Raw genomic sequence first — 25,643 nt, forward strand, 5'->3', positions numbered from 1 at the left:
CTCACCATCCCGAACCCCGACCGTCCCGGCGGCGTTCTCATTCCTCAATTAAATCTCTATTTGTACTTGCATTTTTCCCATAATCAGAATACAATATTCCATATTAAGGTTAGTATTTACTAACTTTATATAAGAATAAATTACCGTATTTATGGGTATCTATAACTTAATAAATCTTTTTTTCGCCATGTAAAGGAGGCCAATATGAGAACTGACAAACGTAAGGTTGCGCTTATCGGAACAGGAATGGTCGGCATGAGCTATGCCTATGCACTGCTGAACCAGAACGTCTGCGATGAGCTTGTTTTAATTGACGTCAATAAAGAGAGGGCCATCGGAGAAGCCATGGACTTAAATCACGGTCTTGCATTTTCCGGCTCCAATATGAAGATTTACGCCGGCAGTTATGACGACTGCACCGATGCAGACATTGCCGTAATCTGCGCCGGAGTGGCTCAGAAACCGGGAGAAAGCCGCCTGAATCTTCTTAAGAGGAATACCGAAGTCTTTAAATCCATTATCGAGCCGGTGACGGCATCCGGTTTTAACGGCATTTTCCTTGTCGCCACCAATCCGGTCGATATCATGACAAGAATCACATGCACGCTCTCCGGTTTTAATCCCAGAAGGGTCCTGGGCACCGGAACCGCTCTGGATACGGCCAGACTGCGTTATCTGCTGGGCGACTATCTGAAAGTGGATCCCCGCAATATCCACGCATATGTAATGGGGGAACACGGAGACACGGAATTCGTCCCCTGGAGCCAGGCCATGGTAGCCACAAAATCCATTCCGGAGCTCTGCGAAGAATCACACGGCTCTATCTGTTCCCAGGAGCTTGAGCAGATCTCCGAGGAAGTCCGCACAGCCGCCTATAAGATTATCGAGGCCAAAAATGCAACCTATTACGGCATCGGCATGGCCCTGACGCGAATCACCAAGGCAATTCTCGGCAACGAGCACAGCGTTCTCACCGTATCAGCCATGCTGAGGGGTGAATACGGACAGTCCGGCGTCTTTACGGGTGTACCGTGCATTATCAACCAGAACGGCATCCAGAGGGTCCTGCCGCTGTCCCTAAGCGACGAGGAAAAAGAAAAAATGGACCAGTCCTGCCAGATTCTCCGGAGAAGTTTTGAGGAGCTGGAGATGTAGTTTCATTCCCATAAAATAAAACGGCGTCGGTCTCACCTTTCACCAGTGAGACTGACGCCATTTCATTTTATGCTCTCCCCTTATCGGGCAAGCGCTGCTCCGAGAGCCCTGCACTCTTCTGCGGCCGTATCGTCCGGCGCTCCGTTTGCCAGGACCGGATCGGCAGGCATTGTACAGCCGAGTTTGCCACAGTCGTCTTCCCAGATTCTCATCCACTCTCCGTCTCCCCATCCGTAGGAACCGAATAAACCGATGCGTTTTCCGCTCAGAGTGGTCTTTACTTCTTCGAACATGGGTTCAAACTCGGTCTCCTCTAACTGCTCCGCTCCCATGGACGGGCATCCAAAGGCAATTGCCGGGTACTCAGCCGCTTTATCCGTTGTAAATTCCGCCGATGTAAATGTATCTGCCTCCGCTCCGGCTGCCTTGGCTCCCTCTGCCACGTAATATGCCATCGCCTCTGTATTTCCTGTACCGCTCCAATAAACAACTGCAATTTTACTCATCTTTCCTTCCATCCTTTCATTATTTATACAGGCCTTTTTCCGGCCCTATCCACGTCAGACAGCTCTGAGAAGCTGAATGACCGGTATCCCGTTTTCGAACATTTTCATGAACATGTTGATGCAGGCCCTGTATCCGTCAAAACGGCTCCTGGCCTCGCACGGATCCCCGTAGGTCTTCCAGAATCCGCAGCTGGTATAGTTTTGGCCCCTGTTCTCAATAAAGCCAATGACATCCTCCAGGGGATAGCCAAGAAAAATCCCTACCTCGTGCGGAAATTCTTCTTCCAGGCAGAGGCGCTCCGACAACTGTTCGAGAAACCGGCCGCAGTTTTCCGACCTGGCATAGCCCTTCCGTTCCAGAAAGTCCCTCACTTCGGAACCGGATAAAATCTCTTCCACCCACTCCTTTCGGTATACATATACAAGAATTGAATCTGTCCCGGGACATTCCTTGATAATCTCCACTGAAATGCCATGCCGGTTCAACTCTCTGTCCCAGTATGTAACCTCCCGCCTTATCTCCTTCCCGCCTCCGGAAAACCGGAACAGATTGGCCGGCTTGATTCCCGCCAGAGTCGGGGCGCACTGTTCAACAAGCATCTTTTCAAAATTCCTGTTCATGATTCTTACTGTCTTCCTTTCCCTGAATGATGAGTCCTGAAACCACTGCCGCATCACGGCTCCGGCCTGTGTCAGTGAATCTCAGCATGTATCTGTAAATACCGCGTATTTTTATATGGCTGAACCGGTATTTTTAAGTTTAAGAGACTCCGTTTTTTATCTGTGAGAGAATGATCAGCTATAAATATCCGGCATAGAGTTAGTCTCATCTAACTTATGTACAAAAAAAATTATCTATCTTAAGAGCTTTTCCCTGTATTTTTCCCGACAGCCATTCCTTTCACCGATTATAGTTAGTTTTAACTAACTCTTTTAAAACTTTATCATATTACTCTATATCTGTCAACCGGATATTTTCCAATTTTCCATATAAAAAAGTAATATTCCTTGTCCCGGCCTGTTATTGCGGGATGTTATCTTCGCAATCAAAAATCATATTTCCGGCCGGACAGGCTTTTCACCACCTGCATTTATGACGTCAGCGGCCCCCCATGGACTCTGCGGAACCGCGGCGTATCCCTCCGGTTACTCTTCCCACGTCCAGCATCTGAACCACAAATTCATAATCACGCTGTCTTTTTCCTTCTCGTCCACACCGAAATGAACAACCGTATTCCTGTCCATAATAATCTCTTTCAGAGCGCTGTCAAAGTCAGAAATCACAAGTATTTTTCCTATGATTGTAACCGAGACGGAGTCCTCATCATATTTTGTTTCCATCGACGCTTCGCACAGATCCGCAAATTCAATCAGGGTTTTTTTATACAGGGATTCAAACTTTATAAATTGATTTGTGTCCACCGTCTTTTTTCTGCAGGTCATTGCAGTTTCCAGTTTTGATAAAAAACGCTCAAACTCCTGATCCATATTCTTACCTCCCACACCTCTCACCATAATCCATTTACTGATATTATCTCCATTATACATATATTCCCAAACATTTGGCAATATTCAATAGTGATTTTGACTTGTACACTTAAATAAAGTGAGGTGTATATATGATTACTTTCGAGCCGTTTTGGGATACTCTCAGAAGAAAAAGAATCAGCCAATACGATTTAATCCATAAATACCGCATGAGCAGAGGCATGTTAGATAATTTAAAGCATAACAGAAGCATCACCCTGAATACTTTGAACGATCTGTGTAATACGTATGACTGCGATATTGCCGATGTAATTAAATTCGAAAAAGAGGGATCCGATAATTAAAAAGAGGTTTTCTGACTTGTTCATTGCAGACCTCTTTTTTTGTTGCCGTTCTTTCCTTTTTACGGTATGGAACTCCCGCGGCTTTATTAAAATTGCTTTTATTAAATTATTGGATGTTTAAGGGAATTTATACAGAACTGTGATTTAATGAGCAGGAGATACACTTATTGCCTGCTGCCCTCCCGACTTTCCAGGCCCACGGACACATTTTGGACATTTTAGACATTTTCTTTGCTTTAAAACCACATGCTTTCGCGCAGAACGAAAACAGCAAAAAAGCGGAAAACCCTGTAACCACAAGATTTTCCGCTTCATTTCATTCATGAGGCATCGGGGATTCGAACCCCGGACAACTTGATTAAAAGTCAAGTGCTCTACCGACTGAGCTAATACCCCGTAATAACTGGGCTAGTTGGATTCGAACCAACGAATGCAGGAGTCAAAGTCCTGTGCCTTACCGCTTGGCGATAGCCCATCAGCGAACCCCATATAGGGAAGGTGGATAAAGGGATTCGAACCCTTGGCCTCCAGAGCCACAATCTGGCGCGCTAACCAACTGCGCTATACCCACCATACGTTATCTGAACCAGTTGGTTCAGATGACGAGCCTGAAGGGATTCGAACCCCCGACCCACGGCTTAGAAGGCCGTTGCTCTATCCGACTGAGCTACAGACTCATATTCACTTTGCGATTTGGCCAAACATTTGGCGACATAACTTCCTCTGCTCTCGGCTGTTCTGCCAACCTGGCATTGTCTGCTGCGTTTTTTGACAGCAAAAGTAGTATATACTAAAACCATCCGACTGTCAAGCACAAATTGAGGAAATTTGGAAGCAGTTGTAGAAAAACGCATCAACGGGTCATAGTATACCACAGGATAACCATGATCGCAAGCATTTTCTACTACAAATTTCCACATTTATTACGATTCAATTACGGTTCAACTCCGTGCCCGGTAACACGCTTCAATCCATCCCTGTTTCCGGTTCTATTCCCGGCTGGGCCGCACTGCGCCTATAGCTCCTCATACGGCATAAGCTCCGTCAAATAGTGCTTTTCCCGCAAAGCTTCCCCGATTTCATCGAGTATCTCTTCCTGTTCTGCCGATACGTGATGAAAATGGTAACCTGAAGTCACATTCATCAGAGGAGATGATTTGCCCGATTTAATGTCGTTCATGAATCTCTGTATGTCGCGGCGGTTTTTAATGTTCAGCGGGGCCGACATTTTGCCGTACACGCGGTGATTGATCATGACGTCCAGAACACAGCCGCCCAGATCAACAATTGTTTTTAATTCATCCTCCGTCTCATCATTGCCGTGACAGACCTTAAACAGGCGCACCGTCTGCTTCTCTTCATTTAAGATGTAGCCGCGTGCCGTAGCGACAATCGGACAGCCCTCCGTGCGGAGCAGGGCAATATCCTGTACCACCACCTGGCGGCTGACGCCGGTAGCCTTTCCCAGGGCCGTTCCGGACAGCGGCCGTTCCGCCTGTCTCATCATGTCTTTAATAATCTCCCGTCTCTTTCCCCCGGTCAATCCGTTTTCCATTACCGCTCCCCTCCTTTATCCGTTTTTCACATCATAGGAAAGTACTCCTATGATATGAAAAAGCTCTCCGGGCAGGATGTGCACTCGCGCGAAGATGTAATATGCCGCTATGCGGCAGCGCAAGAGTTCCGCAAGCGGAACTCTTTGTTCTCCTATTTTGCCGGTTGTTTGCACTCCCGTACGCTTCACTGTAATTTTAATACATTCCTCCTGTCCCTGCAACTGCAAATTTCCTGAACAAACACCTCTTCCGAAGCTTCCAAAAAACCGGCTTTTATAGTACACTTAAGCTATATGCATTTAACTGCCTTTTATCCGGCGATCCGTCCGGGCGCTTAGACAGGGGCTGTTTTACCGCCTTTGTTGAATTTCCCGGCCGCCGCCGCGGTAAAAGAGTCTTTTGAAACTGGAGAACTTTATGATTACAATCAGTATTATCAGCCCCGAGGTTTCTCTGCAGGCCATCAACCGGGTGATTGCCCAGAATAATTTCGGCTGTATCTTCCATAAATATGTATACCATTCCCTGGAGGAGATCGAAACGATTTACCACCAGTGCAAGGACAGTTGCGACGTTATTTTCTGCAGCGGGGAATTCGGTTACTATCAGCTTACGAATATAGAGAACATCAGTAAGCCCTGCACCTTTGTTTCCTACGAGACTAAGCATTTTCTGGCCATAGCCCTGGACTTCGTCCTGACTCACCCGGATATTCCGCTGAACCGGGTTTACTGTGATTTCCTGGTGCCCAGCAATAATTACCTGGATTTGAATAAATATCTGAGGCCGGAGCTGATGCCTTATTATTCCACTTCCGATGAGCTGAACTACGATATCCTTTTTAATACCGCAAAAAAGCTGTGGGAGGAAAAGAAAATAGATATGGTTTTTGTCCGTTCCACCAACTCTCTTCCCTTGTATGAGGACGCCAAAATTCCCTATCTCTATATTTTCCCCGATGACAACACCATCGCCGAGTCCATACGCAACGCCGTTCATCTGGCCAAGCTTCAGTTAAACACTACGTTATATAAGACCTGCGTCCTGATACGCCTGATTTATGATAACTCCCTGCCCGGCGACGAAATAGAGTATAGAAAAGTCACTCTGTATAAGTATCTCGTGGATTTCCGCAAGGAACAGGGCCTGAATTTTTCCATCCAGTCCAATATCACCTATTTCCAGCTAAGCTCGGAACTGGAAGATATTCCTCAGTTTCTCCACAGTCTTCGCACGCTGATTGGATATCTGAGGGAAAAGGAGGAGATTGATTTCCGTCTCGGGGCCGGTATTTCCACCGCGTATGAGCAGAGCCAGCAACAGGCGGAACACGCTTTGGAGGAGTCCGTCCGTTATAAGAAGAACGACGGTTTCCTGTTAGATGAGCAGATGCACCTCATCGGCCCTCTCTCAGTCAGCAACACGCTACGTTTCAGCTATGACAATGAAAAAGTAATGGATTTTTCCAGGGAACAGGGGATTAATGAGGCCAACCTCTACAAAATCATCGGCCTTTTCACAAAGAATCCCAAGCAGATTATAACCTCCGCCCTGCTGGCCAGGTGGCTGAACATCACCCCCAGAAGCTGCAACCGGATTATACAAAAGCTCTGCTCCTGCGAACTGATTTCCGAAATCTATCTGGAGGGCGCCCAGGAAAAAGGACGGCCCAATAAGACTTATCAGTTTGTGGAACAGAACTGGTATCTGCTTTTCTTTTAAAACGCCTGAAAGAACCGCCGTCCGGGAGGCGCAGTAAGCCTCCCGGACGGCAGTTCTTTTCTTAGTTTTTTTCTTTCATATTCAATCTTCAAAGTTCATGACAAGACCGGTCAACAGGGCCGCTCCTCTCCACAGAACCTCTTCGTTGGGGCAATAGCGGCTGCTGTGTAAGGGCCAGGCATTCTCTCCGTCTCCGGTCGTCCCAATCCAGGCAAAGGCGCCCGGCTTCTCCGCCAGATAAAAGGAGAAATCCTCCGCCGTCATGGCCGGTTCTACCGAAACCGCGTTTTGGGGGCCAAAGAGTTCCGAGGCCGTTTTTTTCATGTACTCCGCCATGGAAGGGTCATTGATGACCGCCATGTAGCCTTTTTCGTAATCCAGCATCCCCGTACATCCGGACAGCAGGCAGACACCCTGTAAAATCTCATTGAGCCTCTTCTCCGCCAAATCCCTCATATCGGCCGCAAAGGTACGGCAGGTGCCTTCCAGCACACATTCTCCCGCCACAATATTATAACGGGTGCCGGCTTCGAATTTACCGATTGTAATAACCATGGATTTCATGGGATCTGCATTCCGGCTGACAATCGTCTGCACCGCGGTTACAAACTGGGAACCGGCAACCAGGGCGTCTACCCCTTCATTGGGACGTGCCGCATGGCTCAGGCAGCCCTTAATTTTCACGGTAAAATGGTCCGATGCCGCCATCAGGGGACCTGCCTTCACGCCGATGCATCCGAGAGGCAGTTCCGGCCATACATGCATGCCGAACACCGCGTCTACGCCCTCCATAGCCCCTCCCGCAATCATATCCCTGGAACCTCCATGCGGGGACAGCTCCTCCGAAGGCTGAAAGATGAGGCGGACGGAGCCGGCCAGTTCTTCTTTACTCTCAGCCAGAAGACGGGCCGCTCCCAGGAGCATCGTAATGTGATTATCATGGCCGCAGGCATGCATGACTCCCGGAACTTCCGAACCAAAAGAAAGCCCTGTCTCCTCCGTGACCTGTAAAGCATCCATATCCGCCCTCAGCGCCACTGTTTTCCCCGGTTTTGCCCCCCGGAGGGATGCAATGATTCCGCATCCCCCGATTCCGGTGTGAAGCTCATATCCGCCTATTTCTTCAAGCTCTTTCCTAATCTTCTCCGCCGTCCCGGCTTCATGGCCGGATATCTCCGGGCAGCGGTGAAATTCCCTTCTGAGCATTATGAGATGCGGCTGAAGCCTCCTGGCTGATTCTAATATCATGTTTTCCCTTATCCTCCTGATTTTTTTCTCCCATGCCGCCCGGCACAATCTGCGGCCTATTCCTGTGCTTTTAATCCTTTATTCCTATTTGGCAGCACCTCAGGCGGAATCGGGCAGCAATACGCCCTTCCCTCCGTGACTGTCTTAAATTCCTCTCCGGCCGAAACGGCGATCCGCGGATCCTCAATGATGCGTATGGATGCATCGGCCAGAACCCGGGCGGCATAAAGCATTCCTTTTACGGCAAGTCCCGTTCTGCTCTGGGAAACCATCTGCCAGGAATGGGCCGGGGTTCCCGGCACAAAACAGCCGCCGATAAACTGGGCCGTAGGAACCGTATGGCTCACATCTCCCACATCCGAAGAGCCTGCGACTAAAATCTCACGGTGACGGTGAGGAACGACAAAATCGCTCATTACAAGCTCCCTGTATCTGGCCTCCACACTGCGCTTTTCCCTGCCCTCCATAAAACCGATAGACAAGTCGCTGGCGATGTCCCTGTCGGTAACCGTCTTTTTCATCTCTTCGGCAAACTTTAACTCATCCTCCGAATAGACAGGAAGCGGAACCCGCTCCATGCTCTCGTACAGCAGCTTTTCCAGAACCTCGTTTGAGATGGTGTTGGAGCATGCCTTATCAAATACAATTTCCACCTCTGTCTCCGTCATCATGGCCGCGCCCCGGGCGATTTTACATACCCGCTCATAAAGTTTTCCGACCTTCTCCGTATCTTCGGAACGGATCAGATAGAGCACCTCGGCATGGTTTTGCACCACATTCGGCGAACTCCCTCCGGTATCCGTAATGGCGTAATGAATTCGGTCCACCGGCTCCATATGCTCCCGCATATAATTGACTCCCACATCCATAAGCTCCACCGCATCCAGTGCGCTCCTTCCCAGATGGGGCGCTCCGGCGGCATGAGACGACACGCCTTTAAACCGGAAGTACGCCTGGCAGTTAGCCTGGAGAGAACCCGTCAGCACCGCATTGCCTCCGCCCGGATGCCAGGTCAGGGCGATATCAAGGCAGTCAAAAATACCGGCCCTGGCCATGTAGGCTTTTCCGGAACCGCCCTCCTCCGCCGGGCATCCGGCCAGCACCACGGTTCCGCTTTTCTGATTCTCATCCAGATAATCCTTCACCATCAGAGCCGCTCCCACAGCGGCCGTCCCCAGAAGGCAGTGACCGCAGCCATGACCGTTATCCGTCCCTTTCCGCGGCTTTTGGCAGGTCTTGCCTGCCTCCTGGCTCAGTCCCGATAAGGCGTCATACTCCGCCAGAATCCCAATCACAGGGGAACCGGAGCCGTAAGTCGCAGTAAATGCCGTTTCCATTCCCGCCACACCGCTTTTTATCTCAAATCCCTTTTCCTCCAACAGCTTTTCCAGAGCCTGCGCCGAGCGGTATTCTCCAAATTTCAGTTCCGCATAATCCCAGATGCAGGCATTCAGCTCTGTCAGCAGTTCTTCGTAATTTTCCACTTTATCACTCCACCTTTCTTTCGGTATCACGCACTTCTTCCTCTTTTTCCGTTATTACATTTCCAGTCTTTTTATATCTTCCAAGCCGGACTCCCTCTTTTAATTTCCCTTGTAGGCTGAACCAAATGACAGGCGGCTGGTGATAACGGCAAAGATTAATGCGGCAATTCCCAGGGCCAGCGCCGCCAGAGCCGTAACCCCTGCGCCGTAGCTCATTGGAAGCACGATAAACAAATTCAGCATGGCAAAATAGATGATGCTGGTCACCGTATACGACAGTGAATAATTAGCCAGGGCCGGACTCTCCAGATTCGGGTCACAGATTCTAAGAAGCAGCACGCCCGTGAGGAATACGCCGGTACTCATACCCAAAGTAGCCACCATCTGCTCAAACCAGTATCCCTTCAGCAGTCTCTTGCAGAAGAAGAAAAGAACAACGCTTGTCACGATGTATCCGATGATAGTCATCACCATAATCGGAACTATGTAAGCCGCAACCGCTTTGATGGGAAGGCTGGCAATTGCCGCAATTACCGCGAATTCCGTAAAGGAGCTGGAAACCTTGCTCTTAATCTTCTCATCCACCAGATAGGCCAGCTTTAATTTACTCATGACGCCCCAGATAACAAACATTACAATCATGGCGTAAGCCCATACTGAAATGCTGGACAGAACCGGAATCTGGTATTTCTTCGCTCCCATCAGGAGGAGGTAAGCCAGACCGCAGGCTACAAAAATCAGCGCCGCATGGAAGGCCAGGGTATCGATGGAGGAGGACATTGTTGTCTCACGTCCCACAGAGGCCTGTTTTTTAATATCTTTTTCAAAACCCACGCGAATCGGCTCCGGAATGTCGGCCGGTTTCTTCAAAACGGCTGTCTGTCCATGGCGGGCCGCCCAGTTGATCATCATAATACCAATCAGGATTCCGCCGACAATGCCAAAGGTGGCTGTAGTGGTGGCCACGCCCTGGGAAGTCTGCCAGTAGGGAAGATTCAGTTCGGAAAGCATGTTGCCCAGCGTTCCGGCCGTACCGTGGCCCCCTACAAAACCGATGGAAAGCTCAATTCCGAATACTTCGTATAAGCTCTCACCGCTAAAGAGGACATGCGTCCCAAATCCCGTTGCAAACTGGAGCATGGAAACTCCGAGTCCGATCCCGATTAAAGGAAATACATTTTTTAAAATTCCGGCATTCACACCATCCTTCTCCCCTCCACCGATGGTCAGTCCCAGAGGAACCGAGGCCACGACGGGAACGATGAGAATCCCGGGCAAAAGTGAGTAGATGGAGAACCATTCTTCCGGAACAGGCAGGATATTCAATACCTGAGGCCCTAAAACCAGGAGTAAAAAACCTCCGATAACCGACGACGGAATAAATGTTTTCTGAAACAGTTTCAATTTTGCCCTGATAAAAACTCCGAGTAATAGAAAAACACCCAGCAGTGCCATGCTCTGCAGCAATTCTGTCAATAATGCATTTGTCATTTTCATTATCTCCTTTTTCATTTTATCAGGCGCCCATTTTAGGACTTATTTATTTTATGTCCTAATTTATTTTTATTTATATCATTTATAAATTTTCTTGTCAATGTTTTTTTACCATATTTTTCATTTTCCCTCGATTTACACTATTTTCCCGGTAGTTTTTTGATTGTATTCTGTTAAATTAAGAGATATTTTCCTCAGATGTTTGACAATTTCAAAATAGGGCTTAGGCAGTTCAAGTCCTTTATTGCCGTCACTTTGACGGTACTAAATGGCATTTGAACTTCACAGTTTTTTTATTAAACGCGCTCTGCGAACCTTTTAAGCACTCAACAAAACAGGGCTGCCGCAGCAGTTATAATCAATACAACTGTTGCGGCAGCCCCGCAGGCTTGAAACCAACTATGATTTTAAATATTTCCAGAACCGAAACGGCGGCCCGGCATGAAACGGTCTTACTCCAAAACCCTCAGATGCTTCAGGCTGATATCCAGAATCGGCGCCGAATGCGTCAGCGCTCCGCTGGACACATAATCCACGCCCGTGTCCGTAATAGCCCTGATATTATCTTTTGTGATATTGCCGGAGCATTCCGTCTCTGCACGGCCACCGATCAGGCGCACGGCCTCTGCCATCTGTTCCGGTGTCATATTGTCGAGCATGATGATATCAGCCCCGGCTTCCACCGCCTCTCTCACCATCTCAAGATTCTCTGTTTCCACCTCAATTTTCCGCACAAAAGGAGCATACGCCCTGGCCGACTCCACGGCCTGTCTGACTCCTCCCGCCGCATCGATATGATTATCCTTTAGCAGGACTCCATCCGACAAATTGTATCTGTGGTTGTTACCGCCTCCGACCCGGACCGCGTATTTTTCAAAAATCCGCATACAGGGCGTCGTTTTTCTCGTATCCAGGAGCTTTGTCTTTGTTCCCTCCAGAAGTTTCACGACCGTGCTGGTGTAGGTGGCAATTCCGCTCATTCGCTGGAGATAATTGAGCGCCGTCCTCTCGCCGGAGAGGAGAACCCTGATATCTCCGCTTACTGTGGCCAGATGCTGTCCCTTTTTTACCGCATCACCGTCTTTCACGTCAAATATCACTACGGTTTCCGGGTCAAGCAGTGTAAATACCCGCTCAAATATCTGCAGTCCGGCGATGATTCCGTCTTCCTTGCAGATAAGCTGCACTTCTCCCTTTTTGCATTCCGGCATTACGGAATTGGTCGTCACATCTTCGCTGTTGATATCTTCCTCCAGTGCAAGACGGATGTATTTGTCAGCAGCAAGCTGCATGGTAATTGGATTCATAATTCATACTCCCTTTCCGGCCTTCCGCGATTTTCACAGCGGCCCTTTTTGCAAATACAAGGCTTTCCAGTAAACTGTTGCTGGCTAAACGGTTTTTCCCATGGACACCGTTGCAGCTTGTCTCGCCTACCGCATACAGGCGGTCCATCGTCGTCCTGGAATCGCAGTCCACATGGATTCCGCCCATGAAATAATGCTGGGCCGGTACAACGGGGATTGGCTCCCTTGTAATATCATACCCCTCTTCCAGACATTTCTTATAGATGTTGGGGAAATGACTCCGTATCTCTTGCTCTCCCACCGGCTCAAAGGACAGCCAGACATGGCGGCTTCCCTCTTTCTCCATCTCCTCCATAATCGCCTTTGAGACCACGTCCCTCGGCAGGAGCTCGTTTACAAAACGCTCCCCACTGCCGTTCAGAAGTACGGCTCCTTCTCCCCTGGCCGACTCCGATATCAGGAAACTGCGGCCCGGTTTATCACTGTATAAACTGGTTGGATGAATCTGCACATAATCCAGGTGTTCCAGTTTTACGCCGTGTTTCTTTGCAACCGCCAGCGCATCGCCGGTGAGACACGGGTAATTCGTCGAATGTTCATAGAGCCCGCCGATACCTCCCGTAGCCATAACCGTATCGGCCGCGTGGATGTAAAGCGTGTCGCCTTGCGCCGTCCCGGCAGACATACCGGCGCATTTTCCGTCGGATACAAGGATGTCCGTCATGGCCGTGTATTCCAGCACCTTCACATTCGGAAGCTCTTTCACCCGTTTCTGCAGGACGCCCGTAATTTCCTTTCCGGTAATATCCTTGTGGAAACAGATTCTCGGACGGGAATGCGCCCCTTCGCGGGTATAATTTAAACTTCCGTCGGGGTTTCTGTCGAACTGTACTCCCAGCTCCACAAGATGATCGATCACCTCCCGGCTGGAACGAATCATGATTTCAACACTCTCTTTCCGGTTCTCATAATGTCCGGCTTTCATCGTATCCTCAAAGTAGGGTTCAAAATCTTCGTCATCCCGCATTACACAGATTCCTCCCTGTGCCAGCATGGAATCGCAGTTTTCAATTCCTTCTTTTGACAGCATCACAATTTTCTGTTCCCGCGGCAGGCTTAACGCCGTATAAAGGCCGCCCACGCCGCAGCCGGCAATCACTACATCGCAGTAAATGTTTTTTACCATTGTTATACCCCCTCTTTATCAGGCCAGTTCAAGCATTCTAGACAAAGTTTTTTTCGCAGGGGCGGCAAGGTCCTCCCGGACTCCGGCCTTGTTGTCACCTGTTTTCAGCACACTGATAATCTTATCCAGCGTTATTTTCTTCATGTCGGCACAGACCGGCGCGGTAGCTGGAAAATAGAACCTTTTTCCGGGATTTTTCTTTTCCAGTTCATAGCGCACTCCGATTTCCGTCGCTATGATAAACTCATCCGCTTCGCTCTTTGTGGTGTAATTTATAATTCCTGTGGTGGAGCCTATGTAATCCGCCTGTTTTAACAGCGCCTCATTGCATTCCGGATGGGCCAGCACTTTTGCCTCCGGGTGCTCCTTCCTCAGCTTCTCAATCTCCATTGCTTTCATCTGTTCATGGACAGGACAGAATCCCTTTACCAGAACCACATTTTTCTCCGGAACCTGTTCCGCTACATAACGTCCCAGGTTTTTATCCGGGATAAACAGTATATTTTTATTCGGCAGGTTTTTCACTATCTGCACGGCGTTGGCGGACGTGACACACACATCGGCCCACGATTTAATCTCCGCCGTTGAGTTGATATAACAGACTACCGCAAGGTCTTCATACCGGCTTCTCGCCTGTTCTATCTCTTCCTTCTGTACCATGTGGGCCATCGGGCAGTCCGCATCCGCATCAGGCATCAGCACCGTCTTTTCAGGGCTTAAAAGCTTTCCGCTCTCTCCCATAAATGAAACGCCGCAGAAAACAAGCGTTTTATTTGCCAGTCCGGCGGCGTATTTGCTCAAATTAAAAGAATCTCCCACATAGTCGGCAATCTCCTGCACTTCCGGCTCCACGTAATAATGAGCCAGGATCACTGCATCCTTTTCCTTTTTCAATTGGTTTATCTCTTCCTGTTTTGTCATACGCTCCTCTATTCTGCCGCGTCCATAGCGGTCTTTCCTGCTGTGCGGCGGGCTTCCGTCCGGGCTTTATCACGTCCGGTAAACCGCCTGTTCGAACCGCACCCGCAAAGTATAGCATATTTTAAATCATGTGACAAGACACCTGTTAAGAAAACTGCAAAGTGGGTGGTTATATTGAAAAATGAGGACGTTTGTGGGCGGATGGAGGACGGGGAATGGAGGGAATGGTGAGGTCTTCAGTCCTCGGGGAGGATGTCGTGCGGGGGAAAAGGGGAGAAAAAATTCCTACGGGGACTCGCTTTCGCTTGTGGAATGCGAAACGGATGCTAAGTTCGGGCAAAACCTCACTAAGCACCGTCGGATTCCAAGGTCCCCTGCGGAAAGTTTTCACCCCTTTTCCCCCTTCCGGTTGTTTGTCGGCCGGACTGAAGACCGGGAAGGGAGCGGCCCGTCCTGCATCCTGCACAAGCTGATTGTCTCTTTTATCAAGTGGGGTGGCGTATGGTCGAAACCACTATTGGGTTACCGGGTCTTGGGGGATTGGGAGGGTGGAGGAAAAAAAGAGGGCAGAAAATTTAATGTCGTCAGCATAATGGACATAAGAATGGGATCGTAGTAGAATCTAAGTATTATCGTATTTTGGGGAACGGATGGTTCGGTGTGTGGCTGACGCTTTTACTGGTTTGTATTGTCTGTAGGCGATTGCCTTTTGAAGAGATAGGAGATGTTTAGATGAGAAAGACTGTTTTGTTTATTTTGTGCTCAGCTTTATTGATGGCGGGCTGTTCTGCGGGTTCGGGTTCTGATGTGGCAGTTTCGTCTGCGGCTGCTGTGGATGATAGTTCGGAGGTTTCTTCCGGTGTCTCTGAAAGTGAACGGAATGATGCCCGGGACGTGGAAAGGCCGACGGAGGATTGGTCGGAACGGTATGATCGGATTATCGCTATGGTTTATGGGGATGATTTTCATATGGCGTACAGTATGGAGGATATTGTCGGGACGGCTGATGACGATAATTTTCTATGTGATTACAGCAAATTGACGCTGTCTGTTGAAAATAACTGCGTCCTTTTAGCTCAGGAAACCGGGGACGGTGCGGTACGGACTGTGAAGTATGATATTGATGTGCTGTCCGGTGAGTGTGCTATTATTTATGACAGTGATGATGGTTCAAACACTGTCGTATGGTCCGGAAAGGGGAAGGCCCAGGGGACGGCCACTATTACTTTGAGTGACGGCGCTAATTGTCTGCGGTTGAAGGCATTGGATGATGATACAAGGCTGAAGGTCAGCTTGCAATGTGTCGAGTGAGTAATTGGGTGTTTCGTTTGTTGCCGTCTTAGAAGTTGGGTGAAAAATTTCTTTGATAACAGACCGGATCGGGACTGAAGATGCAGGGTGTATCAGGTATCTTCAGTCCCAATTTTTTGTTTTGATTCTTCTTTTAGTTATTGTTTTGTCTATGGGCTTGTTTTATGGGCCTGTTTTACGGACTTGACTTACGGACTTAGAATGTCGTTTTGTTTTCCGGCGAAGTCTTCGTCTTTAAATTCGATTCTTTTTCCCTGCTCGGCCGAGCAGTAGCCCGCGTAGATTACAAGCAGGGTTTCTTTTGCAAGCTGAAAACCGGACTCGGGGGTTCTTCCCGTAACCGTGCATTCCAGGAAGTCCTGGAGCTGGCCGGTATAGCCCCGGAGGGTCTCCTCGATTACCAGAGCTTTTTGATAGCCGAGGTTCCTGTCGTTTTTCTCCATGATTTCTTCCTCTTCCACCCCCGAATCGTCTCCCAGGTATACTTCCAAGAGGTCGTTGGGCGTCATGTTGCACTGGAAGGTACAGTCGGTTCCATAGACGGTCATGTTGTTTAAAATACCTCCCAGAAAGATATCTCCCGCGGTGACGGCGGCTTTTGTACCGTCGGAAAATGTGATGATAAGCTGGCCCCAGTCTTCCACATCTGCCGGCAGGGATGCTATCTTTCCTCTCTCTCCTGCGGTTTTTACGATGGCTGAGACGTCGCAAAGCACGGAACGTATTTCGTACCGCTCGCCGCGGGCCTCCATTTCTTTTCGCTTCAGATAGAGGGCGGCGGCCACCGGGTGGGTCCCCTGTCTGATCATGGCGCCTCCGCCGTTATGACGCCAGTATGCGGCGTGCGGAGCATGGGAACCTTTATGGCCGGTTCTGGCTTCTATGGAAAGGAGTTTTGTCTTCTTTTTTCCGATCAGCTCCGCCATTCTCACAAAGGGCGGACTGTAAATCCAGTTTTCGGCATAGAAAAAGTGACAGCCAGACTCTTCTACCGCTCTTTCTAACTGTTCCAGCTCCCGGCTGACGGTCCGGAACATGATATTCTTCGAAACTTCCCCCGTCTTATCCGCCGTGCTCTCCCCGCCGCCGAAATATCCAGTTACCGGTTTTTCACATATCACATGCTTTCCGGCTTTCAGGGCGGCTTCTATCATCCTGCTATGGAGGGACGGCGGAGTCGCAATATCAATAATCTGAATTTCCCGGTCGTTAAGCAGTTCCTCAAAACGGTCCGTGGAATGCTCAAATCCATGCTGGTCTGCAAATCTTTTCCTGTCCTCCTCAAGGGAACAGACCGTCTTCAAACGGCAATCAATTCCATATACTTTGCGGTAACCTGCGGCATGCATGGCCCCGGCCCAGCCGGTTCCGGCCAATCCTATCACGACGGTTTTCATCTTCTTAATCCTCCCCGGAACAGCCGGCCAAGTTCATCGCATCCAGCAGTTTTCTGGTGTTATACATCTGCTTAAGACCTGCTGCCGGCTGTTCTCCCGCCAGATACTCTTTGAGCGAATTGATGACAAACGTCCCGTAATATACATCGCTGTCCGTGCTCATCACGGTGCGTTCCGTTTTTTCTCCGTAAACACGTTCCTCAAAACAGCCGTCGCCAAGGGTGTAATATCCGTTTTTTGTTACGATGTTCCATCGGTTGTCACGCTTTTCCGCGTCCATCGGAAAGGCGTATCCTGTTTCCAGGGCAAGCGTTGCGCCGCTCGACAGCCTGCAAAGCGAAGACGCATAAATCTCAACATCATATTTCGGATCATAGTGGCAGCCGCTTCCCAGCACCTCTCCTGTGTCGGAACCGGTCAGATACAGGGCCATATCGATAAAATGAACTCCCAGATTGGTCATGCAGCCTCCTCCCGCCAGCTCTTTCCGGAGCATCCACGGTGAATTCTCCTCGTATCTGGACGGCGGCCCTGCTATGAAACGGAATGACAGATGGAGAATATCCTCCGCCTTCACCTTCTCCCGAAATCCGCGGATGAACGGACTGTGTCTCCACACAAAGGGAATGGCGCAGAAAACACTGTTCTTTTCCGCTTCTTCAAGAACCTGCGCCACATCCTCGGCACTCAGACCCAGCGGCTTTTCGATCGCAAAGGGAATCTTCCTTCTGATTAGCTCAAGAGCCAGTGACGGCATCCGGTAATGCGGCGCAAAGGCAAATACAAAGTCCGGCCGCTCCCTGTCGAGAAGCTCTCCGTAATCAACATAAACACGGCAGCCCAGCCGCCGCCCTATCGTTTGGGCCCTGTTCCCGTCGGGATCGCTGACCGCGCAAACATGCAGCTTTTCCCGCTCCACCCCTTCCAGATAGAGCGGGACATGCCAGTGGCTGACTCCGATAAACGCCAGATTTAACTCTCCTGCCTTCCTCAATATTTTTCCCTCACTTTTGTTATCAGCTCATAAAGCTCCTTCTGTCCGTTGTCGGCCGATGAAAGGAAATTATCGATCACCGGCTGGACCGAATCAACGAATGCATCCTTGTCCACCTCATTGATGGCAACGCCCTTTTCTTCTATCTCCTTGATTGCGTTCTCCATCGCGTTGGACCAGATTTCATTATTCCAGGCATCGGTAAATTTCTCTCCCGCCTCCTTTATGGCCGCCTGATCCTCGGCCGAAAGTTTGTCAAACCATACTTTGCTGACAAAGGTCGGGTCGGGAATGATAAACTGCTCCGTCAGGGAATAATACTTTGCCACTTCTTCCATTCCATTGGCAAGAATAACGGGAGCCGAATTCTCAAGTCCCTCGATTGTTCCCTGCTGAAGGGCCGTATACACTTCGCTCCAGGCCATCGGCGTGGCGGAACCTCCCATCGCATTGATCGTGCCCGCCAGAATCGCATCCTCCATGACACGGATCCTGAGTCCCTTCATGTCGGCCGGTTTTTCAATCGGACGTTTCGTGTTCAGCACGCTTCTGGAACCTAAGTTGCACCAGGAAATAATCACGAATCCCTGTTCCTCCGCATCGGCTTCCAGTACTGCTCTGACTTCCGGGTCGGTCAGCGTTCCGATTGCCTGCTCGGCGTCTCTCCAGAGATACGGAAGGGAAAGTACCGACCAGACCGTACTGTAATTGGACAAATCGGTCGCCGCACACTCCGTCATCTCAATCGTTCCCGTCCTGAGCCCTTCCATGGAAGGAATCTTGTCCCCCAACTGGGAACTGGGGTAAAATTCCATCGCCATCCTGCCTTCGGAGCATTCTTTTATCAGTTCTCCAAGGCGGTTTGCTCCGTCCGCCTGTGTACCCGTAGCCGGAAATGTAACCGAATATTTCACTACTGTCTGCGCCGTAGAGCCCTGGGTTTCGGCATCAGTCTGCCCGGCATCGGTCTGTCCCGCATCTGCCTCTCCTGTCTCTGTCTTCCGCGCCTCCGCCGCAGCTGACGCATTGGTCTGCGCCTGTGTCTGCGTTTCCTTCGCCTGCAGACATCCGGTGAGAGCCGCCGCCATCATTACAGCGCTCATAGTAAGGGCTGCCAACTGTCTTCTTTTTCTCATTTTCTTTCCTCCTTTTTCTACTTCATTGTTCCCTTAACGGTTCCTCGTCGTCACGGTTAACTGTTTTCTTATCTATCCGATGACTTCACAGTTACCCGCTTCTCTTTATCCTCCAACCCCTTCACAGTTGCCCATCCTACATCAATCAGATGCATTTTCTCAGGTAATCGGCCGATTTTTTCATTCCAATTGAGGCATCCGGTATATCATCCGGGTGCCAGCGTCTCTCATATTCCAAAGACAGCCACCCCTCATACCCGTGTTCTTTTACCATCTTAAGAATTGCCGGCCAGTCGAGGCATCCCTCCCCGACAATCCGCGTGACTACATTGCGTTCCTCCTCTTTCGGGTGGGAAACGTCGGAAGAAACAAATCCCCTGTCCTCCCCCTTGAAAGCCAGATCCTTCACATGCATGTAATAAATTTTTTCTGCCTGCGCCGTGATTGCTTCCCTGTAGTCCTCCTTTTGTGTAAATGTAAGATTTGCCTGATCGTATAAAATGCCGACGTTCGGATGGTTGATTTTCCGGGACACCATGATGCTCTCCGCGGCCGACACCGTCATTGTATTAAAATGGTTTTCAATCACCAGCTTTACTCCCGCCTCCCCGGCTTCGTCACCCAAAAGCCGCATGCTCCGGATCAGGTTCTCCAGTTTTTCTCCCGTCTCGTCCCTGTCGTCCGCCGCAAAGTTTCCGCCATAAATTCTTATGTACTCCGCTCCCAGATACCGGGCATATCCAATGACACGGCGGATTCCGTCTATATCCCTGTTTCTCACCGCCTCATCCGGATCGTTAAACCGGGAATTGTAGGGGGTCAGGCAGATAATAGGAATTCCAAGCCTCTCCGAAACCTCCCTGATTTCCAGAAGCCGCTCCCGGGGACACTCCTCCGGGATTCCGCTCCTGTAACCGTCCTGCACGACTATCTCGGCGCCTTCCAGTCCAATACGGTGAAACAGTTCCAAAGCCTCCGTGACCGTATATTCCGGCGTCCCCATTGTATGACCCGCAATCGTAAACATTCCCTCACCTCCTAATCAAGCGCCGGAAGTCCGGCCGCCTTTAATATCCGGTGCATCAGCTCGTGGGTCTTATAAGCGTCCCCGGCACTTGTCAGCGGCTCTTTTCCCGTCTTCAGACAGTCAAAGAAATGCGCCACGGCAGGCTCAAATCCCAGCTTATCCTCCACTCTCGCCCATCCCATGGCCAGGGGCGTCATCTGAGTCGTATGGGACTGCTCCCCATCCACCACGGTAACACGATCGGGCGAATTTACATAGACGCTTCTGTTGTGGCCGTGGATTTCCATCGTCTCCACCCACTGGCCGGACGAGCGGTCGGCCGCCAGCAGTCCGACGGTTCCATTTTCAAACTGCAGTTGGGCCGTCACCAGTGTTTCATAATACGGATCGGTAAATTTGGCGCAGGCGTCCACTTTCACACATTCTCCGCTCAGATATCTCATCAAATCCACCATATGGATCGCATTTTCAAGCGTTGCCCGGTATTCGGAAGCCGGTCTGTTCTTCTGCGCCACTATCACGTCCGGAACCAGTTCCCCGTAAGCTTCCTTTGCCTTCCGATAGACCGGGGCGAAACGGCGGTTAAATCCCACCATAAGCTTCTTTCCCGTTTTGGCCGCCAGCTCCGCCATCTCGTCCGCCTCCCGGAGCGTCATGGCAAGCGGTTTTTCACAAAATACGTCAATCCCGGCATTCAGAAGCTTTTTCACCTGCCAGGGGTGTTCCGTCTTGGGCGACAGGACAAAGGCACAGTCCAGACCCAGTCCAATCATTTCATCCAGAGTCGCCACCGCACACCCGGCCGCATACCGCTCCCTGGCCTTCTCCGCATTTTCCGGATGTTTCGCCATCACACCGGCCAGTTCCACATCCTCTCTGGCTGCCAGGATGGGCAGATGGGCAATCTGTGCAATTGCCCCTGTTCCGATTACACCTACACGAAATTTCTTTTCCATTCTCATTTTCCTCCTAAACTGAATATCCCAAGAGCTGCGGCAGGAACGTTACCAGAGGCGGGATATATGTTACAATCATCAAAACCATCACTTCTGCAATTATGTAAGGCAGTATTCCCCTGGAACCTCTCTCCACGGAAATCCCTGCAATTTTGCAGGCGATGAAAAGACAGGCTCCCATCGGTGGAGTTCCCGCTCCGATTACGAGATTCAGCACCATGACAACACCGAAATGAACCGTGCTGATTCCCAGTTCCGCGGCAATGGGCGCCAGGATCGGCGCCAGAATAATCACCGCCGCGCTGCCGTCCATAAACATTCCCATAATTAGCAGCAGAATGTTGACCAGCAGAAAGAAAATATAGGGGGAACGCGTGATTGACAGAAATAGCTCTCCCAGAATCTGTGACATTTGAAGCGCGCTCAGGCCGTAACTGAAAATCTTTGCACAGCTGATAATCATCAGAATCGTTCCCGACATCGTGGCAGACTGCAGAAGCATCGGCCACAGATCCTTTATTTTTACCGTCTTCATGACAAAAATGCTGGCAAACAGGCTGTATACGACTGCCGCCGCCCCGGCCTCGGTCGCAGTGAACACGCCGGTCATAATGCCGCCCACAATAATAACGGGCATGCCGAGGGGAAGGAGCCCCTCCCGCAGAGTTTTAATTTTCTCCTCAGCGGACAGTTTTTCCGTTCTCCGTGGAAAATGTTCTTTTCTGTCCATAAACGCAACCGCAATCATAAGGCCAAAACCAATCATGATACCGGGGATTGCGCCGCCCATAAAAAGCGCGCCTATGGATGCATTGACGGTCACGCCGTACACGACCATCATGATACTAGGCGGAATAATCGGCCCGCAGGTGGAGGACGATGCCGTGATGCCGACCGACTGTTCCGGAGAATACCCCTCCTTCACCATGGCCGGAATCAGGATGCCCCCGATGCAGGAAGTATCCGCCTGCGCAGAACCGGTAATCCCTCCGAAAAACATGCTCGCTACAATATTTGCCTGTCCAAGGCTGGCCGGAAGACGGCCGATAACAAGCAGGGCAAGCTTAATCAGTTTATCCGTTATGCCTCCCCGGTTCATAATCTCCCCGGCCAAAACGTAGAAAGGAATGGCAAGCAAAGGAGAATACCCAATCCCGTTATAGATGGACTGGGGAATCACCAGCCAGGCCTGGGGCGTTCCGGTGACAAAAGAAAGCGCAGCCAGGCTGCAGACCCCGGCCAGTCCGAGACTTATATACACCGGTATTCCAATCAGTATAAATACAAACACTAAAACAATCAGTCCTAAAATTACAACACTGTTCATAGCCCCTCCCCGTTACCGCCGGTAAATGTCATAAACCTTAATCTTCCTTCGGCTCATGAAAAATCCTGTGCCCGGCTGTTTTGATGAATTCATAGATGGAAAGTCCCGCTCCGAGCGGAAGAAACATATAGCAGTATTTGCGCGGAATCCTCAGCATTACCGTCTTAAGCGTCCCTGTTGAGACCGTAAATTCAAAAGAGCTCATGAAAAAAAGGATAAGAAAGCCAAGGCTCACCAGAGTGACTAAAGCGCGGACCGCCGTTCTCCCCCCGGTCGGAAGGCGGTCCACAAAGCTTTGCAGTTCCGTATGGCCGTCCACCCGAACCGCTCTCGCCGTACCGAACATGACCATTGACACCATCAGGATTTGCACCACCTCGTCGCTCCAGAGAATGCCCGACCTGAGCACATAACGGAAAAACACGTGGGTAACCACGATACACACAATCGCTGCAAAGGAAATCACACAGCCAATGTCCTCCACGGCGGCAATTCCCCTGTCCACCGTTTGATAGAATCTCTTCATCCGAAAACACCTCCTTATCCGGCGCAGCCCGCTTTTCTTTCTCCCCAAAATCTTAACTCCGCAGCCGCATTTCAAAAAATGTATACGTTTACATTTTTTACCATTTTTTTCGGGGAATGTACTGCTTATTCCCCGATGCCCTATCGCTTTAATTCGTATGTTACGTTGTTTATTGTCAATAATCCAATCGAAAATGTATACGTTTTCATAACTACATTTTCATATTAACATGGTCAATATGATAAGTCAAGTTTGATTTTATGTGCATTTTTACAGTATTTTAAAACCATTTTTTATATATTTTACACAACATATTCTTTCTGTTACACCGGGAGATTTTTCATTTTCCGTTTTTTTGGCATATTCCTCCCCGATAGAGATTGACAACCACCCGGAATACTGCTATTCTTTAAACATGAAACACATTTTCTGATAACGTTTTCATTGTTGTAGAATCAATACTTTACAAGGTTTTTATTATAGAGAGCGAGGGGGAATCCTTTTGGCAACCGTAAAAGATGTTGCAAAGAAAGCGGGCGTGTCTATCGCCACCGTTTCAAGAGTTATCCGCAATGAAGAGATTGTAAAACCCAAAACAAGAGATCTTGTTTTAAGCGTAATAAAAGAATTAAACTACCAGCCGAATGCGCTTGCCAGACAGTTACGGCAGCAGGAAACAATGACGGTGATTGTAATTGTTCCCGATATCGGCAATACCTTTTTCCATGAAATCCTGCTCGGAATTGAATCGGAGGCGGAAAAACACGGATACCAGGTCCTCATTGTGGACATGCACAATAAGCCGGATATCGAGAGCCACTATCTGCACGCTCTGCAGCAGAGGCAGGTGGACGGCGTTATCTCGTTATCCGCCAATGTGGCAAAGAGCCTGATGGAACAGGTTGCAACCTCATCACCCGTCGTGGTCGCCTGCCAGTATCTGGACAATTCAAGTATTCCCAATGTCACCATCGACAATATCGGCGCGGCCGGAACCATGGTCGAATATCTTATCAAACTGGGTCACACCAGGATTGCCCACCTGACGAGCCAGCCCTCGGCGCTGCTGTACCGCGATCGGTTTAACGGCTATATCTCCGCCCTTGCCGCCCACAACATCCCCATTGATCTGGAACTTGTGAAATACGGCGAGTCCACAATTGCAAGCGGATATGAAATGATGACTTCCCTTTTGGAACTGTCCAACCCGGTCACCGCCGTGTTTGCTGCGGGTGACGTCATGGCCATAGGCGCGCTGAAGGCCTTGAAGAACGCAGGGTTAAGCGTTCCCGGCGACTGCTCCGTAGCAGGTTTTGACGATATCGAAATATCCTCCATCTTCGAACCGGCGCTGACCACCATCAGCCAGCCGAAGTTCCTGATGGGAAAAACTTCATTTCAGAAACTGCTGAAACTGATGAAGGGGGAATCCCTGACAAAACAGCAGGAACTCCTTGACTATAAGCTGATTATCCGCGAAAGCTGCGGCAAAAAAAGGCCGGCAAAAAAGAACTAGTCCAATCATTTCTTACAGAAAGAAGGTGTATCATCGATGAAATGCAATGGCATTATCGCCCTCTCCGCCGGAGAACCCCGGATGATTCGTGTGGAGGTTCCCGAACCGGCGCCCCATGAGATTCAAATCAGGATGGCTGCCAGCCTGGTGAGCGCGGGAACCGAACGCGCCTGGGTTCTCGGCCTTCCGAATGCGGTCCCGGAATATCCCTACGTCCCCGGCTACTGCTGCTCCGGCTATGTTGAGAAGACAGGTCCCGGTGTGACAGGTTTTTCCTGCGGTGATCGGGTGGCTGCCTATGCGGTCAATGTCGGCCACAGGGAAATCGGAAACGTGGCGGATTACAATGTGGTCCATATTCCCGAAACGGTTGGTTTCCGGCACGCCGCTTTTACCAGTCTTGGCCAGACCTCCCTGCAGGGCGTGCGCAAATGCCGCATCGAACTGGGCGAATGTGCTGTCTCCCTTGGAATCGGCATTGTTGGCATCTTTGCCCTTCAGCTCGCCCGCCTGAACGGAGCTCTCCCCTGTATTGCCATGGACAGAAATGAAACCCGGCTCGGGATTGCGGAAAAATGCCATGCCGATTTTACCGTCAATAACGGTTCAGACGGCTGGCAGGAACGCCTGCTTAACCTCACGGATGGGAAGGGGCCTGCCGTTGTCTTTGACAATACGGGCGTTCCCGGGGCCATGACGGATGCCTGCCGGATGGCGGCAAACTATGCCAGGATCTGTATTCTGGGATGTCCCAGGGGAACTGCCGACTTCAATTTTTATAAGGATGTTCAGAAGAAATCACTGACGGTTATCGGGGCTCATGCGGTAGACTCCATCCCGCGGTATCATTCCTACCCCAATTACTGGACCTTTGCCGATGATGCCTCCTGTTTCCTTCGGTTTGTTGAAAAGGGAGCAATTGTGGTGGAGCCTCTTATCAGTGAAACCGTTTCACAAAAAGACGCCGGGAAAGCATATTCCGACTTGATTCACAATAATATGGACGCTCTCGGTATGATAATCGACTGGCTGGAGTGAAGGG

Annotated in this window: 23 protein-coding genes and 4 tRNA genes; 6 read left to right on the forward strand and 21 right to left on the reverse strand. The window is 50.0% G+C overall.

What is annotated here, in order from left to right:
• Nucleotides 1-204 precede the first annotated feature (204 nt).
• The gene (locus tag QZT18_RS16270; protein ID WP_294149353.1) at nt 205-1,155 is read left to right on the forward strand and encodes an L-lactate dehydrogenase; all 951 of its coding nucleotides are present in this window, start codon (nt 205-207) and stop codon (nt 1,153-1,155) included.
• 80 nt (nt 1,156-1,235) lie between these two features.
• Here the strand turns inward: QZT18_RS16270 and QZT18_RS16275 are convergent, their stop codons facing one another.
• The 3 genes from QZT18_RS16275 to QZT18_RS16285 all read right to left on the reverse strand — a co-directional run bounded on the left by QZT18_RS16275 (nt 1,236) and on the right by QZT18_RS16285 (nt 3,149).
• Nucleotides 1,236-1,661, reverse strand: coding sequence for a flavodoxin (locus QZT18_RS16275; protein WP_294149355.1), 426 nt, complete (start codon nt 1,659-1,661; stop codon nt 1,236-1,238).
• A 54-nt stretch (nt 1,662-1,715) separates the two neighbouring features.
• Entirely contained in the window at nt 1,716-2,282 is a 567-nt protein-coding gene (locus tag QZT18_RS16280) for a DUF3793 family protein (protein ID WP_294149358.1), read from the reverse strand.
• 525 nt (nt 2,283-2,807) lie between these two features.
• On the reverse strand, nt 2,808-3,149 hold the full coding sequence (locus QZT18_RS16285; protein WP_294149359.1) for a hypothetical protein: 342 nt from the start codon (nt 3,147-3,149) through the stop codon (nt 2,808-2,810).
• Nucleotides 3,150-3,280: 131 nt separating this feature from the next.
• On the opposite strand from QZT18_RS16285, the gene QZT18_RS16290 reads away from it, so the two are divergent.
• A complete protein-coding gene (locus tag QZT18_RS16290) occupies nt 3,281-3,493 on the forward strand; it encodes a helix-turn-helix transcriptional regulator (protein ID WP_294149360.1) in 213 nt (70 codons plus the stop codon).
• A gap of 323 nt (nt 3,494-3,816) precedes the next feature.
• On the opposite strand, the gene QZT18_RS16295 is transcribed toward QZT18_RS16290, so the two are convergent.
• From QZT18_RS16295 to QZT18_RS16315, 5 genes are all read right to left on the reverse strand, one after another.
• Nucleotides 3,817-3,889 (reverse strand) — tRNA-Lys (locus tag QZT18_RS16295).
• A gap of 7 nt (nt 3,890-3,896) precedes the next feature.
• A tRNA-Gln gene (locus QZT18_RS16300) sits at nt 3,897-3,968 on the reverse strand.
• A gap of 22 nt (nt 3,969-3,990) precedes the next feature.
• Nucleotides 3,991-4,064 (reverse strand) — tRNA-His (locus tag QZT18_RS16305).
• Between the two features lie 32 nt (nt 4,065-4,096).
• A tRNA-Arg gene (locus QZT18_RS16310) sits at nt 4,097-4,170 on the reverse strand.
• 338 nt (nt 4,171-4,508) lie between these two features.
• Nucleotides 4,509-5,048 (reverse strand): transcription repressor NadR, encoded by a 540-nt coding sequence (locus QZT18_RS16315; RefSeq protein ID WP_294149362.1) that lies wholly within the window; start codon nt 5,046-5,048, stop codon nt 4,509-4,511.
• Between the two features lie 418 nt (nt 5,049-5,466).
• On the opposite strand from QZT18_RS16315, the gene QZT18_RS16320 reads away from it, so the two are divergent.
• Entirely contained in the window at nt 5,467-6,771 is a 1,305-nt protein-coding gene (locus QZT18_RS16320; protein WP_294149364.1) for a winged helix-turn-helix domain-containing protein, read from the forward strand.
• Nucleotides 6,772-6,852: 81 nt separating this feature from the next.
• On the opposite strand, the gene QZT18_RS16325 is transcribed toward QZT18_RS16320, so the two are convergent.
• From QZT18_RS16325 to nadA, 6 genes are all read right to left on the reverse strand, one after another.
• Complete coding sequence (locus tag QZT18_RS16325; protein WP_294149366.1) at nt 6,853-8,019, reverse strand: M20 family metallopeptidase; 1,167 nt, start codon at nt 8,017-8,019, stop codon at nt 6,853-6,855.
• Between the two features lie 56 nt (nt 8,020-8,075).
• Entirely contained in the window at nt 8,076-9,503 is a 1,428-nt protein-coding gene (locus QZT18_RS16330; protein ID WP_294149368.1) for an amidohydrolase, read from the reverse strand.
• A gap of 99 nt (nt 9,504-9,602) precedes the next feature.
• A complete protein-coding gene (locus tag QZT18_RS16335; RefSeq protein ID WP_294149370.1) occupies nt 9,603-10,994 on the reverse strand; it encodes a sodium/glutamate symporter in 1,392 nt (463 codons plus the stop codon).
• A gap of 455 nt (nt 10,995-11,449) precedes the next feature.
• A complete protein-coding gene (nadC, locus tag QZT18_RS16340; protein ID WP_294149371.1) occupies nt 11,450-12,304 on the reverse strand; it encodes a carboxylating nicotinate-nucleotide diphosphorylase in 855 nt (284 codons plus the stop codon).
• Nucleotides 12,273-13,490 carry an L-aspartate oxidase gene (locus QZT18_RS16345; RefSeq protein WP_294149373.1) on the reverse strand — a complete coding sequence of 406 codons (1,218 nt, stop codon included), beginning with the start codon at nt 13,488-13,490 and terminating at the stop codon, nt 12,273-12,275. The genes nadC and QZT18_RS16345 overlap by 32 nt, the downstream gene beginning before the upstream one ends.
• 18 nt (nt 13,491-13,508) lie before the next feature.
• Nucleotides 13,509-14,411 (reverse strand): quinolinate synthase NadA, encoded by a 903-nt coding sequence (gene nadA, locus QZT18_RS16350; RefSeq protein WP_294149375.1) that lies wholly within the window; start codon nt 14,409-14,411, stop codon nt 13,509-13,511.
• Between the two features lie 732 nt (nt 14,412-15,143).
• On the opposite strand from nadA, the gene QZT18_RS16355 reads away from it, so the two are divergent.
• Nucleotides 15,144-15,722 carry a hypothetical protein gene (locus tag QZT18_RS16355; RefSeq protein ID WP_294149378.1) on the forward strand — a complete coding sequence of 193 codons (579 nt, stop codon included), beginning with the start codon at nt 15,144-15,146 and terminating at the stop codon, nt 15,720-15,722.
• A 188-nt stretch (nt 15,723-15,910) separates the two neighbouring features.
• On the opposite strand, the gene QZT18_RS16360 is transcribed toward QZT18_RS16355, so the two are convergent.
• The 7 genes from QZT18_RS16360 to QZT18_RS16390 form a co-directional block, all read right to left on the reverse strand.
• Nucleotides 15,911-17,119 (reverse strand): Gfo/Idh/MocA family protein, encoded by a 1,209-nt coding sequence (locus QZT18_RS16360; RefSeq protein WP_294149380.1) that lies wholly within the window; start codon nt 17,117-17,119, stop codon nt 15,911-15,913.
• A gap of 4 nt (nt 17,120-17,123) precedes the next feature.
• Nucleotides 17,124-18,113, reverse strand: a complete 990-nt coding sequence (locus QZT18_RS16365; RefSeq protein ID WP_294149383.1) for a Gfo/Idh/MocA family protein — start codon at nt 18,111-18,113, stop codon at nt 17,124-17,126.
• On the reverse strand, nt 18,110-19,249 hold the full coding sequence (locus QZT18_RS16370; RefSeq protein WP_294149385.1) for a TRAP transporter substrate-binding protein: 1,140 nt from the start codon (nt 19,247-19,249) through the stop codon (nt 18,110-18,112). Before QZT18_RS16370 ends, QZT18_RS16365 begins: the two co-directional genes overlap by 4 nt.
• A 145-nt stretch (nt 19,250-19,394) precedes the next feature.
• Nucleotides 19,395-20,276, reverse strand: a complete 882-nt coding sequence (locus tag QZT18_RS16375; protein WP_294149387.1) for a sugar phosphate isomerase/epimerase — start codon at nt 20,274-20,276, stop codon at nt 19,395-19,397.
• A gap of 11 nt (nt 20,277-20,287) precedes the next feature.
• Nucleotides 20,288-21,232 (reverse strand): Gfo/Idh/MocA family protein, encoded by a 945-nt coding sequence (locus QZT18_RS16380; protein ID WP_294149389.1) that lies wholly within the window; start codon nt 21,230-21,232, stop codon nt 20,288-20,290.
• A 13-nt stretch (nt 21,233-21,245) separates the two neighbouring features.
• Nucleotides 21,246-22,559, reverse strand: a complete 1,314-nt coding sequence (locus QZT18_RS16385; RefSeq protein ID WP_294149391.1) for a TRAP transporter large permease — start codon at nt 22,557-22,559, stop codon at nt 21,246-21,248.
• Nucleotides 22,560-22,596: 37 nt separating this feature from the next.
• Nucleotides 22,597-23,085 carry a TRAP transporter small permease gene (locus QZT18_RS16390; RefSeq protein ID WP_294149393.1) on the reverse strand — a complete coding sequence of 163 codons (489 nt, stop codon included), beginning with the start codon at nt 23,083-23,085 and terminating at the stop codon, nt 22,597-22,599.
• A gap of 502 nt (nt 23,086-23,587) precedes the next feature.
• Between QZT18_RS16390 and QZT18_RS16395 the strand changes: the two genes are divergently transcribed.
• Together QZT18_RS16395 and QZT18_RS16400 are read left to right on the forward strand one after the other, a co-directional pair.
• Nucleotides 23,588-24,601, forward strand: coding sequence for a LacI family DNA-binding transcriptional regulator (locus tag QZT18_RS16395; RefSeq protein ID WP_294149395.1), 1,014 nt, complete (start codon nt 23,588-23,590; stop codon nt 24,599-24,601).
• Between the two features lie 36 nt (nt 24,602-24,637).
• Nucleotides 24,638-25,639, forward strand: coding sequence for a zinc-binding dehydrogenase (locus QZT18_RS16400; RefSeq protein WP_294149397.1), 1,002 nt, complete (start codon nt 24,638-24,640; stop codon nt 25,637-25,639).
• Nucleotides 25,640-25,643 lie beyond the last annotated feature (4 nt).

Origin of the sequence: uncultured Clostridium sp. (assembly GCF_900547735.1) — a bacterium.
GTDB lineage: Bacteria > Bacillota > Clostridia > Lachnospirales > Lachnospiraceae > Otoolea.